General features: G+C 63.1%; 20 protein-coding genes. 9 read left to right on the forward strand and 11 right to left on the reverse strand.

The genetic code is table 11. The annotated features are described in order from the left end of the window. The first annotated feature begins 146 nt into the window (after positions 1-146). From WFP36_RS06920 to WFP36_RS06935, 4 genes are read left to right on the forward strand one after another with little or no spacing between them, the layout of a single operon-like run. Positions 147-755: a protein-L-isoaspartate O-methyltransferase family protein gene (locus WFP36_RS06920; protein ID WP_336979110.1), complete on the forward strand. Its 609-nt coding sequence runs from the start codon at positions 147-149 to the stop codon at positions 753-755. 2 nt (positions 756-757) lie between these two features. Further along, positions 758-2,194, forward strand: coding sequence for a TolC family outer membrane protein (locus tag WFP36_RS06925; RefSeq protein ID WP_336979111.1), 1,437 nt, complete (start codon positions 758-760; stop codon positions 2,192-2,194). 25 nt (positions 2,195-2,219) lie between these two features. After that, entirely contained in the window at positions 2,220-2,660 is a 441-nt protein-coding gene (locus WFP36_RS06930) for a DUF2497 domain-containing protein (RefSeq protein WP_336979113.1), read from the forward strand. Between the two features lie 12 nt (positions 2,661-2,672). After that, positions 2,673-3,041 (forward strand): (2Fe-2S) ferredoxin domain-containing protein, encoded by a 369-nt coding sequence (locus WFP36_RS06935; protein ID WP_336979115.1) that lies wholly within the window; start codon positions 2,673-2,675, stop codon positions 3,039-3,041. Positions 3,042-3,052: 11 nt separating this feature from the next. Here WFP36_RS06935 and WFP36_RS06940 read toward each other — a convergent pair whose 3' ends face one another. Next, on the reverse strand, positions 3,053-3,352 hold the full coding sequence (locus tag WFP36_RS06940; protein WP_336979116.1) for a hypothetical protein: 300 nt from the start codon (positions 3,350-3,352) through the stop codon (positions 3,053-3,055). 169 nt (positions 3,353-3,521) lie between these two features. Here WFP36_RS06940 and WFP36_RS06945 point away from each other — a divergent pair, with 169 nt between their 5' ends. The 3 genes from WFP36_RS06945 to xth are packed head-to-tail and all read left to right on the forward strand — an operon-like array spanning position 3,522 to position 5,088. Further along, a complete protein-coding gene (locus WFP36_RS06945) occupies positions 3,522-3,950 on the forward strand; it encodes a CBS domain-containing protein (protein WP_336979118.1) in 429 nt (142 codons plus the stop codon). A 31-nt stretch (positions 3,951-3,981) separates the two neighbouring features. Continuing rightward, complete coding sequence (gene erpA / locus WFP36_RS06950; RefSeq protein WP_336979120.1) at positions 3,982-4,311, forward strand: iron-sulfur cluster insertion protein ErpA; 330 nt, start codon at positions 3,982-3,984, stop codon at positions 4,309-4,311. Between the two features lie 3 nt (positions 4,312-4,314). Beyond that, complete coding sequence (gene xth, locus WFP36_RS06955) at positions 4,315-5,088, forward strand: exodeoxyribonuclease III (protein WP_336979122.1); 774 nt, start codon at positions 4,315-4,317, stop codon at positions 5,086-5,088. Positions 5,089-5,169: 81 nt separating this feature from the next. On the opposite strand, the gene WFP36_RS06960 is transcribed toward xth, so the two are convergent. The 10 genes from WFP36_RS06960 to WFP36_RS07005 form a co-directional block, all read right to left on the reverse strand. Continuing rightward, on the reverse strand, positions 5,170-5,838 hold the full coding sequence (locus WFP36_RS06960; RefSeq protein ID WP_336979124.1) for a cell wall hydrolase: 669 nt from the start codon (positions 5,836-5,838) through the stop codon (positions 5,170-5,172). Between the two features lie 193 nt (positions 5,839-6,031). Next, complete coding sequence (locus tag WFP36_RS06965; protein ID WP_336979126.1) at positions 6,032-6,373, reverse strand: DUF1491 family protein; 342 nt, start codon at positions 6,371-6,373, stop codon at positions 6,032-6,034. Between the two features lie 21 nt (positions 6,374-6,394). Next, positions 6,395-6,862, reverse strand: a complete 468-nt coding sequence (locus WFP36_RS06970) for a PaaI family thioesterase (RefSeq protein ID WP_336979127.1) — start codon at positions 6,860-6,862, stop codon at positions 6,395-6,397. A gap of 21 nt (positions 6,863-6,883) precedes the next feature. Further along, positions 6,884-7,345, reverse strand: a complete 462-nt coding sequence (locus WFP36_RS06975; RefSeq protein WP_336979129.1) for a PTS sugar transporter subunit IIA — start codon at positions 7,343-7,345, stop codon at positions 6,884-6,886. A gap of 142 nt (positions 7,346-7,487) precedes the next feature. Next, positions 7,488-8,057, reverse strand: coding sequence for a ribosome hibernation-promoting factor, HPF/YfiA family (gene hpf / locus WFP36_RS06980; RefSeq protein ID WP_336979131.1), 570 nt, complete (start codon positions 8,055-8,057; stop codon positions 7,488-7,490). Between the two features lie 42 nt (positions 8,058-8,099). Further along, a complete protein-coding gene (dnaQ, locus tag WFP36_RS06985) occupies positions 8,100-8,786 on the reverse strand; it encodes a DNA polymerase III subunit epsilon (RefSeq protein WP_336979133.1) in 687 nt (228 codons plus the stop codon). Between the two features lie 42 nt (positions 8,787-8,828). Beyond that, the gene (gene coaE, locus WFP36_RS06990; protein ID WP_336979135.1) at positions 8,829-9,425 is read right to left on the reverse strand and encodes a dephospho-CoA kinase; all 597 of its coding nucleotides are present in this window, start codon (positions 9,423-9,425) and stop codon (positions 8,829-8,831) included. A 4-nt stretch (positions 9,426-9,429) separates the two neighbouring features. Beyond that, entirely contained in the window at positions 9,430-10,293 is an 864-nt protein-coding gene (locus WFP36_RS06995) for a shikimate dehydrogenase family protein (RefSeq protein ID WP_336979137.1), read from the reverse strand. Continuing rightward, positions 10,290-10,874 carry a Maf family protein gene (locus tag WFP36_RS07000; protein WP_336979139.1) on the reverse strand — a complete coding sequence of 195 codons (585 nt, stop codon included), beginning with the start codon at positions 10,872-10,874 and terminating at the stop codon, positions 10,290-10,292. Before WFP36_RS07000 ends, WFP36_RS06995 begins: the two co-directional genes overlap by 4 nt. Positions 10,875-10,884: 10 nt before the next feature. After that, a complete protein-coding gene (locus WFP36_RS07005; protein WP_336980024.1) occupies positions 10,885-11,718 on the reverse strand; it encodes a pyruvate, water dikinase regulatory protein in 834 nt (277 codons plus the stop codon). A gap of 355 nt (positions 11,719-12,073) precedes the next feature. Between WFP36_RS07005 and hemE the strand changes: the two genes are divergently transcribed. Both hemE and WFP36_RS07015 read left to right on the forward strand, forming a co-directional pair. Continuing rightward, positions 12,074-13,105, forward strand: coding sequence for a uroporphyrinogen decarboxylase (gene hemE / locus WFP36_RS07010; RefSeq protein WP_336979141.1), 1,032 nt, complete (start codon positions 12,074-12,076; stop codon positions 13,103-13,105). A gap of 31 nt (positions 13,106-13,136) precedes the next feature. Continuing rightward, positions 13,137-13,580, forward strand: coding sequence for a CopD family protein (locus tag WFP36_RS07015; protein WP_336979143.1), 444 nt, complete (start codon positions 13,137-13,139; stop codon positions 13,578-13,580). The last annotated feature ends 137 nt before the right edge of the window (positions 13,581-13,717 follow it).

The following is a 13,717-nucleotide window of genomic DNA, read 5'->3' on the forward strand; positions in this document are numbered from 1 at the left end:
GCCTCCTGCCTGTCGAATGCCCGCCCCCTTATCGCCCACGCGCTTTACCGTCAAAGCGCTTGGCTGGCGGCGTCGTTCCGCCTAAAGCGGAGCAGATTGCGCGGGCGTGTTAGAGGTACAATACAGCCCGTATGAAGGGTTCGGGAATGACAATCGTGAAAGATCGGCCGGCCGATGCCGGATATGCTGCAGCCCGCAAGGCAATGGTGGACAGCCAGCTGCGCGTGAGCGGGGTCAACACCGATATCGTGCGCGAGCGCATGGGCGCTGTCGCACGCGAGGAATTCGTGCCGGCAGCCATGCGCGCCATCGCCTACATGGACCGCGCCGTGCCGCTGGGGAACGGCCGTTTCCTGGCCGCGCCGCTCGTCCATGGCATGATGCTGGAAGAATCCGCCCCCGCTGCCGATGACAGCGTGCTGCTGGTGGATGGCGGCAGTGGCTACCTGGCCGAATTGCTGCGCCCGCTTGTCGCTTCGCTCGAAGTCGCGACGCCGGAAGATGCCGCGGCAGCATCGCGCAAGAAGGGCGACATCACCCTGCTGGTGATCGATGGTGCGATCGGCGAGCTGCCCGACGCGCTGGCCAAGCGCCTCGCCGACAATGGCCGGGTCGTTTCCGGGCTGGTGGTGCGCGGGCTTACGCGCCTTGCCTCGGGCCGCAAGATCGCGGGCGAGGTTTCGCTGATTCCGCTCGCAGAAATCGGCATTCCGGTGCTTCCCGAATTCGCGGTGCCCAAGAGCTGGAGCTTCTGATCATGCCCGCGGGGGGAACGAGGCTGGCCCTGCTGGCCGGTACGGCTGCGCTGCTGGCGCCGACGCCGGTGCTGGCCGACACGCTGAAGGATGCCCTGCTGGGCGCCTACCAGACGAACCCCACGCTGCAGGCGGCCCGCGCAAATCAGCGTGCCACCGATGAGAACGTGCCGATCAATCGCGCCAGTGGCCTGCCTTCGGTCAGCGGCTCGGCCACCTATACCGAACAGCTCAAGGAAACGACGCCCGATCCGACCAACCTGTTCGCGGACCGGACCCTTGGCGGATCGATCTCGCTTTCGGTTCCGGTCTATTCCGGCGGTTCGGTGCGCAATTCGATCAGCGCGGCCGAAACCCGCGTGAAGGCCGGACAGCTGGACCTGCGCGCTACCGAAAGCAGCGTGTTCAGCCAGACAGTGACCGCCTATATGGACGTGATCCTGAACGAGGCAGTGGTCGGGCTGTCGGCCAACAATGTCGATGTTCTGACGGTCAACCTGCAGGCGACCCGCGACCGGTTCGAGATCGGCGACCTCACCCGCACTGACGTTGCGCAATCCGAATCGCGTCTTGCCCTTGCGCAGGGCGACCTGCGCAGCGCGCGGGCCAATCTCGCCTCGGCGCGGGAACGTTATATCCAGCTGGTGGGCAAACAGCCCGAAAACCTCCAGCCGCCGCCGCCTCTGCCTGGCCTGCCCGCGACGCCGGAAGAAGCAGTCTCGGCCGCGCTGGATAGCAATCCGGACCTGCTCGCCGCCAAGGAACGCTCGAACGCGGCGAAATACGATATCGACGTGGCCAGCGCCGGCCGCCTGCCCAAGCTGGAAGTATTCACTACCGGCACATATAGCGATCCTCTGGGCAGCGTAACCAATGCCACCGGCGCCACGGGTGCATCGGCAGGCGTGCGCGCCACTATACCGCTGTTCCAGGGCGGCCGTCCCGCCGCGCAGGAACGCCAGGCCCAGGCCCGGTCCGCTGCGGCACTGGAGCAGGAAATCGGCACCGAACGCAGCGTGATCTCGCAGGTCCGCGCCGCCTTTTCGAGCCTTGAAGCGGCCAACTCCATCATTGCTTCCACCCAGACCGCCGTCAGCGCTGCGGAACTGAGCCTTGAGGGCGTGCGCGCCGAAAACACGGTGGGCAATCGCACGATCCTTGAAATCCTCAACGCCGAGCAGGAATTGCTCAGCGCGCGGGTCCAGTTGGTGACGGCACGGCGCAATGCCTATGTCGCCGGCTTCACCCTGCTGGCCGCCATGGGGCGTGCCGAAGCGCGCGATCTGGGGTTGGGCGACGAGGGTGTGCTTTACGATCCGCAGGTCAATTATGACCGGGTGAAGAGCAAGATCTGGGACTGGGCTTTCGACCCCGATCCGGTCGCGCAATCGACGCGAACCGTTGACACGCCGACGCAGGACGGCGAAGTTCCTAAATAGTAAGAGCTTTGGGGGCTTTGAAACCATGCGGCATGAGAGCGAACCGTCGGTCGAGGAAATCCTCGCATCGATCAAAAAAGTGATCGCGCGCGACAATCGCGAGACCGCGCAGGAAGAACATCGTCGTCGTGAGAATCGGGGGATTTCCGCGGCTCGCACGGTGGAAGACGTGCTCGAACTCAGCACTGAGGCCGTGCTGCACTCGATCGACGAGGCTGACGAGGATTCGGGCCTGATCGCGGAAGAATCGCGGGCTTCGATGCGCGAATCGCTTGCAGCCCTCGCCATGCTCGCCGAGCCGGGCGCACCGCCGCAGATCGTCCGTTCGGGCGAAACCTCGCTGGAAGGCATGGTGCGCGAAATGCTTCGCCCGATGCTGGCCGATTGGCTCGACAAGAACCTGCCCGCCATGGTCGAGAAGCTCGTCGCGGCGGAAATCGCGCGAATCGCCGGCAAGCGGGGCTGACGGCAGCCCCGCATGGCCCTGGACAGCATTGAGCGGGCCAGAAAGGCGCTGGACCTCATCGGCGGCGCCGGGATCGAGCGACACATCTTCATCTGCGCCATGTCCGAAAAGGGCAAATGCTGTGACCGTGCGACGGGCGAGGCTGCGTGGAATTTCCTCAAGCGGCGCCTGCGCGAACTGGGCCTGGCAGGACCCAAGGGTCGGGTTCAGCGCACCAAGGCGGACTGCCTTCAGATTTGCGAGGCCGGGCCTGTCGCAGTCGTCTGGCCGGACGGCGTCTGGTACCATTCCTGCACCGAGGACGTGCTGGAGCGGATCATTCAGGAACATCTGATCGGCGGCGTGCCGGTGGAGGATTTCCGCCTTTATCCCACTCGCTGACGCGCGCGCATTCAGCGCGGGCGCTTGCGATCCTCTTTCGGGTGGTCGCTCACTGCCTTGTCATGGCCGGTGCCGTTGGAAAGGAACACCAACCCCATCAGCGCCGAACCCAGCAGCATGGTGAAGCTGATCCCAGCCGCAGTGGCGATGTAGAGATGGATCGAGACCATGCCGTTCTTCGCGTAAAGCGCGGCCAGCGCCAGGATCACCACCAGCACCGTGGCCAGCATCATGAAGCGCATGATCCGGCGAAAACGCGCCCACGCATGGGCCGCGGTCTCGGGATCGTCGAGAGGGGAGGGACGATTCATGAGGCGCGTGATGCCTTGCGATTCGGCCATTGGCAATCGGTCGGTGCCATCATTCGTGCGCGATTTGGGAAGACTCGCCTTCTTATGGCATGATGTCACCGGGTTATCCCGTAGATAGGGCGAACCAAGGGAGACCTGCGAGACGCAACAAAAGCGCGGGAGAGTGATGATGACGATCGGGAGGATTATCGAAGGGCGCGAACACAGCGTTGTCAGCTGCGAAGTGAGCGCCACGGTGGAAGAGGCTGCACGGCTTCTGGCAAGGCACAGGATCGGTGCAATGCCCGTCTATGACAATGGCGTGATCGCGGGAATCTTCTCGGAACGCGATCTGCTCTATTCCATCGCGGGCGAAGGTTCAGGCGTGCTGGAGCGCCGCGTGGGCGAAGTGATGACTACGCCTGCCATCACGGTGGACCCGGAAACCGACGTACTTGAGGCACTGGCGCTGATGACCCGGCGCCGTATCCGCCACTTGCCGGTGATGCAGGGGCAGAGAGTGCATGGCTTCGTTTCCATCGGCGATCTGGTGAAGCACCGGATCGAGCTGGTCGAAGCCGAAGCAGAGCAGATGCGCGAATATATCCGCATGGCTTGAGCCGGACGCCCCGGTTCCCTACATCGGGGCCATGGCTCAAATGCTCACCCTCACTCCCGCCGCTGCCAAGCGCGTGGCATGGATCGCCCAGCGTCAGGCGAAACCCGCTATTCTGCGTCTTTCGGTGGAAGGCGGCGGCTGTTCCGGCTTCCAGTACAAGTTCGATCTGGCAGAAGGGCAGGAAGCGGACGATTCCATTAGCGAGACTGATGGGGTGAAGCTACTGGTCGATCCGGTAAGCCTGGACCTTGTGGCGGGCGCCACCGTCGATTTCGTCGAATCGCTGGGCGGCGCGGCCTTCCGCGTCGAAAATCCCAACGCCGCTTCCGGCTGCGGCTGCGGCTCCAGCTTCGCCATCTGACGCGTGCGGATCGCCAGCTTCAACATCAACGGCATCAAGGCCCGCCTGCCTCGCCTGCTCGAATGGCTTGAGGAACGCCGGCCGACCGTGGCCGCACTTCAGGAAATCAAGTGCCAGGACGATGCCTTCCCCGCGGCCGAGTTCGAGAAGATCGGCTACAAGGCGATCTGGCACGGCCAGAAGGGTTTCAATGGCGTGGCGATCCTGTCCGACGGGGTGGAGCCAGTCGAAATCCAGCGCGGGTTGGGCGGCGATCCGGAAGATGAGCAGTCCCGCTATATCGAAGCCGATATTGGCGGCGTGCGGGTCTGCAATCTCTATCTGCCCAACGGCAATCCGCAGCCTGGCCCGAAATTCGATTACAAGCTCGCCTGGATGAAGCGGCTGCGTGCCCGGATGACGGAACTGCGTGCGGCAGAAATCCCTGCCGTGGTTCTGGGCGATTTCAACGTCATCCCCCAGGACAAAGACACGTTCTCGGTCAAGGCCATGGCGGATGACGCCCTGACCCAGCCGGAATCGCGCGATGCCTATTTTCGCCTACTCCACGATGGCTGGACGGATGCGCTCGACACGCTCAACCCGCGGGGCGGGGTGTGGACCTATTGGGACTATCAAGCCGGCGCCTGGCAGAAGGACCATGGCTTCCGCATCGATCACCTGCTGCTCTCGCCGGCATGCGCAGACCGCCTGACGGCGGCGGGCGTGGACAAGGAATATCGCGGGCGGGAAAAGGCCAGCGATCACGCGCCCGTCTGGGTCGAATTGCGAGACTGAGCCTTCCCCAAGCGAAAAGCCCCTCCACGAAGGGAGGGGCTTTCAATATCCTGCCGGAATCCGGCCGGTCGGCTGACGGGATCAGCGATAGAAGATGTGGCTGTCGACCCGTGCGATGCGGGCGCGGCGCCAGTTGGGCTTCACCGATGCGGCATGGAAATAGAGCGCATCGTCCACCGGGCTGTCCCACAGGCCTTCATGCACGATCCGCGCGATCGCCTTGGCATTGTGCCAGGCTGCGGAAGATGTGCGGATCGAAGGCATCCGGCCGTTGCGCACGAAGGAGAATTGCGAGGGCTGGTAGACCACGCCGCAATAGCTTTCGGGGAACTTGCCGGATTCGGCGCGATTGACGATCACCTGGCCCACAGCCAGCTGACCGACCAGCGGTTCGCCGCGCGCTTCGAAATAGATTGCGCCTGCAAGGCACTGCATGTCTCTGGACATGTCGCCTGCGGCAGGGAGTGCGGCCACCAGTTCTTCAAGAGAATCGGTATCACCTGCCGCCACGGGCTTATCCGTGGGCAGGGGCTGCACAACTTCCTGGGAAACGAAACGGACCGCGCCTGCATTGGCAGCCTCGGCCTGTGCCAGCGGCGCTGCGGCCGCTTCCGTATCAGCCTCTCCCCGGGCCATTTCCTTGGTCTCGGGGTCTTGTGCGAAGGCACCGGATGCTGCGGCGCCTGAAATCGTAAAGACCATCATGGCCGCCACGGCAAAGGCCGCGGCTAGCTGGGTTTTGCGACTCATAATCCTGTTTTTATCGGCGGTGAACGCGCTCCGACGCAGGCCTTGGTTCGTTCAAAAGCGACGAACCTGTTCCGATCTTGCGACCGTTGGCCTGCCGGCCGTTCCCCGTCTGCGTGCTAGCCCACCGGCCGATTTGCCGGTCTGACCGCCTGCGCATTAGGTCGCGGGGCCCTTACGGCCAGTACCGGGGAAGTCAACCTTGGAAGGGCTGCAATCCGATGAACCGTTCACCATTGGCGATGTCCAGTTCCAGAATCCAGAGATCCTCATCCTGCCGCTTGCGCCGTTGGTAATAATCCGAAAATTCCATAGGATTTTCAGCGTTTTGAGTGCGAGTGAGTACCCACTTCCGCGTGCCGTCCAGCTGCGGCATACGTTCGTAAATTCTGCCCCTCGCCCCGCTCTCGCAACAAATGACAAGGATTGTGCCCGCATCGCGTTCACCTTTTGCGATAACCGTCGCAAAGCCTCCGGCCGCATCGACTGCGCGGATCAGGCCTGAAATTTCGAGGTGAGCGGGTATCCTGTCATCCATCGGCGGAACTTTCCGAAAACCTCATTCCGAGGGGATCGTGTAGCCCGGCAAGCCCGAGAGAGCGATGCGCGATCGCATGAAAGTGCCCGTGCCGCGCCCGATCTCTTCCCCCTGCGCATCCATCAGATTGGCTTCCGCCACGAAGACGCGCCTCTTGCCGCTGATCCAGCGGCCTTGGGCAATCACCTTGCCGGAACGAACCGGCGCAGTGAAATGCAGGTTGAAGCCAGTGGTCAGCAGGAAGCGGTCGGACACCAGACTGTTCGCCGCATAGAAGGCGGCATCGTCCAGCATCTTGAAATAGATCGTGCCATGGGCCGCGCCCGCGGCGTGAAAGACCCGTTCGTCCACTTCGAACTCGATCCGCGAAGTACCGCGCCCGGTTATCTCGAGGCGTGAGGGAAACAGCGCGTTGATCGGCGCCGAAGCGTAGAGATTTTCCAGCGCACGATAATGCAGCGCGGCGCCCGGATCTTCCTGCCCCGTCACCGCGCCATGCCTCTCACTGCGTCAGGCAGCGTCGCGGTCGGTCGCATTGGCGAGGAGAGCGTAGAGCGCCTCTTCTCCGCCCGCTTCCATCAGCGCCTCATGCGTGCGCTCATCGCGTACCAGGCGCGAAATGGCCGCGAGGGCGTGGAGATGAGTGACCCCGGCATTCTCGGGCGAGAGCAGACCGAAGACGAGTTCCACCGGCAAGCCGTCAGCCGCGGCGAAATCGACCGGTTCTTCCAGCTTGAGCAGGGCCGCCACCGGGCGTTTGATTCCGGGAACACGGGCATGCGGAATGGCTACGCCACGACCGAAGCCCGTGCTGCCGAGATTCTCACGCTCTTCCAGCCGGTCGAGCACGTCGGCCGGATCGAGATCATAGGAAGCGGCGAAAATCCCGGCCAGACGGCCAAGAATTTCGTGCTTCGTTTCGGCCCTGATCACGGCCACCGATTCAGGCAGGATGGAAAAAAGCGACGTCATCACTCTTCAAAAGCTCTGCTTCTTGCGACCCACTTTAAGGCAAGGTGCAGCCGGGCAACGCCAAAAGCCTGACGGAAACACCGTCAAATTCAGGGAGTTGCCCGAGGTCTGCGAGCCCTGGCACGCCGTTCGCGTGCCCGCTTCAGGACGGTTCGACCCAGCCGATCGAGCCGTCGTGGCGGCGGTAGACCATATTATGACGCCCGGTGCCAGCATTTTTGAAGAACAGGGCGTTGGTGTGCCGCAGGTCCAGCATCATCACGGCATCGGAGACGCTGGCTTCGGGAATGTCCACCCGGGTTTCCGCGATCACCAGCGGTGCATCGCTTTCGACCACTTCTTCCGTTTCCTCGGCGAGGGGCGCGAAGACCGTATAGGCGGCATCTTCCTCGCGCGCGGCGAAGGCAATCTGCTCGTGCCGGTCCTTCAGCCGGCGCTTGTAGCGGCGGAGCTGCTTGTCGATCTTGTCGGCCGCCTGGTCGAACGCGATATGAACATCATGCGCTTCGCCACGGGCCTTGAGGATCAGGCCGTGCATCACATGCATCACGATGTCACTGGTATAGGCACTGGTCGGCGCCTTGCCGAACGTGACGTGTGAGGAAAGCGCGCGGCTGAAATATTTGTCGATGATCGAATTGAGCCGGTCGGCTGCATGCTCCTGAAGGGCACTGCCGGTATCGATCTGGTGGCCGGACACGCGAATATCCATCGTAACGCTACTCCTGCTTCGATCCGCCGCCCGGAGGGATTCTCATGTGTCCCAGAGCGGGGATGCGATCGTTGTCAAAAACTCCCTGTGCCGTGCGAGTTCCTCCTCACTCGCATCGTGAGGGCGAGGGGCGCGAAATTCGCGCTTCTTCGCCGGGCTGCGCCTGAATTCGATGATGGTGGTCTCGGTAACAGTTGACGCCAGTTCGAGACCGATCTGACGCCCGCCCGTGAGTTCGACATAGACCTGCGCAAGCAGTTCCGCGTCGAGCAGAGCGCCATGGAAAGTGCGATGGCTGCGATCCACGCCGTAACGCGAGCACAAAGCATCGAGCGAAAGCTTTGCACCCGGATGGCGGCGCTTGGCGATAGCCAGCGTGTCGACCATCCGGTCCATGCTGACCGCTTCCAGCCCGCACATCGCCAGTTCGGCATTGAGAAAGCCGAAGTCGAACGTGGCATTGTGGGCAACGAGCGGGGAATCGCCGAGGAATTCGAGCAGCTCTTCCGCGCTTTCATGGAAGCGCGGCTTGTCCGCCAGAAAAGCATCGGAGAGCCCGTGCACGGCTTCCGCTTCGGCGGGCATCGAACGGTCGGGATTGTAATAGGCGTGAAAAGAGCGGCCGGTAGCAACCCGGTTGACGAGTTCGATGCACCCCATTTCCACCAGCCGATCCCCTTTGGCGGGATCGAAACCGGTGGTTTCGGTGTCGAAGACGATCTCTCTCATCGAATTCAATATCGGACTCGTTTCCGGTGCTGGCAAGAGTTGTCAGCGAGGAACGGTCAGATTCTCAATCAGGCGGCGAACCGCCTCGCGCGTCTGCTCGATCGGGCAGCCCGTATCGATCACGAAATCGGCGCGAGCGCGCTTTTCCGCGTCGGGCATCTGCCGTTCCAGGATCGCGGCGAATTTCTCCGGACTCATGCCGGGGCGGGCCAGCACCCGGTGGCGCTGGGTTTCCGCATCGGCAGATACGACCGCCACGGCATCGACCCTGTCCTGCGTGCCTTTTTCGAACAGCAGGGGAATGTCGAACACGATCAGCTTCTGCCCGGCATGTTCGAGCAGGAACGCCTCGCGCTCCGCCGCCACGGCAGGATGCACGATGGCTTCGAGCCGGGCCATGGCCGCATCGTCGCCGAAGACCTGCGCGCCCAGCGCCGCACGGTCGACCCCGCCCGGACCGGTAGTGCCGGGGAACGCCGCCTCGATCGGCCCGAGCAGCCGCCCGCCGGGGCCCTGCAGGCGATGGACTGCCGCATCGGCATCGAAAACCGGCACGCCCTGTTGCTGGAACATCTGCGCCACGGTGGATTTGCCCATCCCGATCGAGCCGGTAAGACCGAGGATGAAGGGATGGCTCACTGGGTCAGCCCCTGGTCAGCCGTGCCCGCAGCCCCGCATCGCCATCGGTCCGCGGCGGGGCGACGCCGAAGAACTTCTCGAAGGCCTCGGCCGCCTGGCCGATCAGCATCGAAAGCCCATCAACCGTGCGGAAGCCTGCCGCCCGCGCTGCCTGAAGCAGCGGCGTATCCACCGGGTGAGTGACGATGTCGTAGATCACGCTGCCAGGGGGCACATGGCTGAAATCGAATTCAAGCGGAGGCTGGCCGGCCATGCCGAGCGGGCTGGCATTCACCACCAGATCGAAACAACCTGCACGGTCGTCGAACTCGAAATCGGTCGGCTCGGCAAAATGGGCGAGTGGGGCGACGTGATGTTCGCCCTTTGGATCGAGCTCGTCGAGCAAGGCGCGTGCCTTTGCCGGATCGCGGCCGGCCAGTACAATCACGACATGCTCCTGCGCCAGAGCGGCGATGATCGCCCGTGCCGCGCCGCCCGTGCCAAGCACGCGGGCCATGCGGAAAAGGTGTTCTCTCGCCAGCAATGGCCGCAGCGGCTCCAGGAACCCGCCCGCATCGGTATTATATCCGGTGAGCGAGCCATCCTTTTCGCGGATAATCGTGTTCACCGCGCCGATTTTTGCCGCCAGCGGGTCGAGCCGGTCGAGGAAGGGAATCACGGCCTGCTTGTGCGGCATGGTGACATTGCAGCCGCGCCAGTCAGGGTCCGCACGGCGGGAAGCGAGGTAATCCTCAAGCCCGCTGGAAGTCACATGGGCAGCCCGGTAATCGGCATCGAGGCCAAGACCGGCAATCCAGTAGCCATGGATGGCCGGCGATTTGGACTGGACGATCGGATCGCCGATCACTTCGGCATAGGGTAAGCTCATGCTTCAAGCTCCCCTTCGGCGCGCAAGGCGCCCAGAACGGGCAGGAGCGGCATGCCCAGCACGGTGAACTGATTGCCTTCGATACGCTCGAACAATTGCACTCCCATCGCCTCTATCCGGAAAACGCCTACACAGCCGGCCACTTCGGGCCATTCGGCGGCGAGATAATGCTCGATGAAGCTTTCGGAAAGCTCGCGGACATGCAGCACCGCATCGTCCGCCGCGCTCCACACGATCCTGCCGTCGCGGGCAAGCGCGGCAGCGCTGTGAAGATGCATCGGCTTTCCGGAAAAGAAGCGCAGATGAACTACGGCATCCTCGCGGCTGGCGGGCTTGTCGAAACGCTGGCCAAGTACGGCCACCAGGGAATCGCTGCCCAGCACCAGCCGCCCGGGCATCTCGCGCGAGACGGCGAGCGCCTTGGCCGAGGCCAAGGCCAGCGCGACCTCCTGCGGACGGGCATCGCCGAGACTTTCTTCCAAGGCGCGTTCGTCGAGATGGGCGGGGCACGCCTCGAAGGCAATGCCGGCGGCAGCGAGCATCGCCTTGCGCGAGCCGCTCTGTGAAGCGAGTACGATCATGTGCGGGCAATCATATGGCGCCGCCATCATGAGTGGCAGTCTTGCGTTCATTATAGAGGCGGATGATCGCCGCGGCGGTTTCCTCGATCGAGCGGCGGGTCACGTCGATCACCGGCCAGCCATTATCGGCGAACATGCGCCGGGCGAAGGCCACTTCCTTTTCCACCCGTTCCTCGTCCACATATGCCGTCTCTGTTCCCTCGTTGAGCGAAAGAAGCCGGTTGCGGCGGATCTCGATCAGGCGCTTGGGGGCAGTGGTCAGGCCCACCACCATCGGGTGGCGCAGGCCGAAGAGCGAAGTGGGCGGCGGGCTCTCCACCACCAACGGTATATTGGCGACCTTGTAGCCGCGATTGGCGAGATAGATGCTGGTCGGCGTCTTGGATGTGCGGGAGACACCGGCAAGCACGATATCGGCTTCCTCCCATTCTTCCCACAGCACCCCGTCATCATGGGCGATGGTGTAATGGATCGCGTTGACGCGCGCGAAATAGGCCTCGTCCATCATGTGCTGGCGGCCCGGCCGCCCCACGGCCGCCTGGCCGAGCTGGTGCTCGAGCGCTTCGGTTACCGCGTCGAGTGCCGCGACCATCGGCAGGCCCACGGCGCGGCAATGTTCCTCCAGCCGCCTGCGTGTGTCGGGATTGACCAGAGTGAACAGCACCAGGCCCGAATTGGTACTCAATTCGCCCAGAATGCGCTCCAGATGCTGCTGGGAACGGACCATCGGCCAGAAATGGCGCACGATCTCGATCCCCTCGAACTGGGCGAGGGCTGCCTTGGCGATATTTTCCAGCGTTTCGCCGGTGGAATCCGATAGAAGATGCAGGTGAAGCCGGGTCATCGCGCCAGGGGAAACCTTTGCCGATCCCGCCAGAACCGATGCAGACGGGGCCATGTGGATAACACCCGGCATAAACCACGGGAGCAACCTCTGGACAAGTTCGGGGAGGGATTCACTCCCCGGATCGAGTCCTTCACCGGGCGAGATGTGGACAGGTGGAAACGACTATCGACAGGCTGTGGACAGCGGGGAAAGAGTCTCGTTGACGTCATATTCCCGCGATTCGAGTGTGCGCTCCGGCTGTTCATTGCGGGAGAAATCGGGCAAGGCGCGGCAATCCCCGATATCCACAGGACCAACAGAGTCCATAAACCTATATAAATAAATATCTTTATTTGGATTGGACCTTCCCGCGATGCCCGGCCCCCTTCTCGAAACGCTGCGTGGAACCAATGTCGCCAGGCGCCCGGTCTGGCTCATGCGCCAGGCAGGACGCTACCTTCCCGAATATCGCGCGCTGCGGGCGGAGAAGGGCGGTTTCCTCGAATTGGTCTATGATTCAGACGCCGCGGCAGAGATCACGATCCAGCCTTTGCGCCGCTTCGGTTTCGATGGGGCAATTCTGTTTTCCGACATCCTGATCGTGCCCTATGCAATGGGCCAGGATCTGAAGTTCCTTGCAGGCGAAGGCCCGCACCTCTCCCCTCGACTTGCAGATGTGGCTCTGGAAAGCCTCCAGGAGGTCCCTGAGCGCCTTTCTCCGATCTATGAGACCGTGAGCAAGGTGAAGGCCTCCCTTGCGCCTGAGGTGACCATGCTGGGCTTTGCAGGCAGTCCCTGGACTGTCGCAACCTACATGGTCGCAGGCGAAGGCAGCCGGGACCAGCATGTGACGCGCGAATATGCCTATCGCGATCCGCAGGCCTTCCAGGCGATCGTGGATGCGATCGTGGCAGTGACGGTGGAATATCTCTCCGGCCAGGTCCAGGCGGGGGCGGAAGCCCTGCAATTGTTCGACAGCTGGGCAGGCAGTCTGTCGCCCACGCAATATGAGCGCTGGGTGATCGCACCCAATGCGGCCATCGCCAGCGAAATGAAGCGCCGCCATCCCGATATTCCGCTGATCGGCTTCCCCAAGGGCTCGGGCGAGAAGCTCTCCGCCTATGCGCGCGAGACGGGCGTCGATGCCATCGGGGTGGACGAGACGGTCGATCCCCTCTGGGCCGCCAGGGCCCTGCCCGAGGGCATGCCGGTGCAGGGCAATCTCGATCCACTGCTGCTGCTTTCGGGCGGTGAGGAACTGGACCGGCAGGCCCGCATCGTGCTCGATGCCTTTGCCGGGCGCCCGCATGTGTTCAATCTGGGCCACGGGATCGGCCAGACCACACCCATCGCCAATGTCGAACGGCTGCTGGGCGTCGTGCGCGGCTGGTCTGCGCAGGGGTGATTTCTTCGGCGAAATGTTCTAAATCGCCGTCATGCAGGACCTACTCTCCATGCTCTATTTCTGGCTCAAGGCCGGCCACATAATCTTCGTGATCTTCTGGATGGCCGGGCTCTTCATGCTGCCCCGCTATTTCGTCTACCATCAGGAATGTGCGCCGGATTCGCCCGAGAATGCCGTGTGGATCGATCGCGAACGCAAGCTGCTCAAGATCATCCTGCTGCCGTCGATTATCGTGGTCTGGGTATTGGGCCTGCTGCTTGCATGGCAGATCGGCGCGTTCAGCCAGGGCTGGTTCCATGCCAAGCTGCTGCTGGTGCTGATCCTGTCAGGCTATCACGGCTGGCTTTCCGCCTATGCGAAGGCACTGGCCCGCGGAGAGCGCAAGCTTGTGGGCAAGAAGCTGCGCATGCTCAACGAAGTGCCCGGCATGGCCGCGGCGCTGATCGTGGTGCTGGTAGTCATCAAGCCCTTCTGAGGCTGGGTTTGACCGCTATCGGCCGCGATTCATTTGCGGCAGGCCGTGCGCCTGCCGCAGCCATTGCGAATTGACGGAAAGGCGCGGGGCGCCTATTTCCGACCCACTCCGGCTGTAGCCGCCATTCCGGGCGGCAG

Origin of the sequence: Fulverythrobacter fulvus, assembly GCF_037154085.1 — a bacterium.
Lineage (GTDB): Bacteria > Pseudomonadota > Alphaproteobacteria > Sphingomonadales > Sphingomonadaceae > Andeanibacterium > Andeanibacterium fulvum.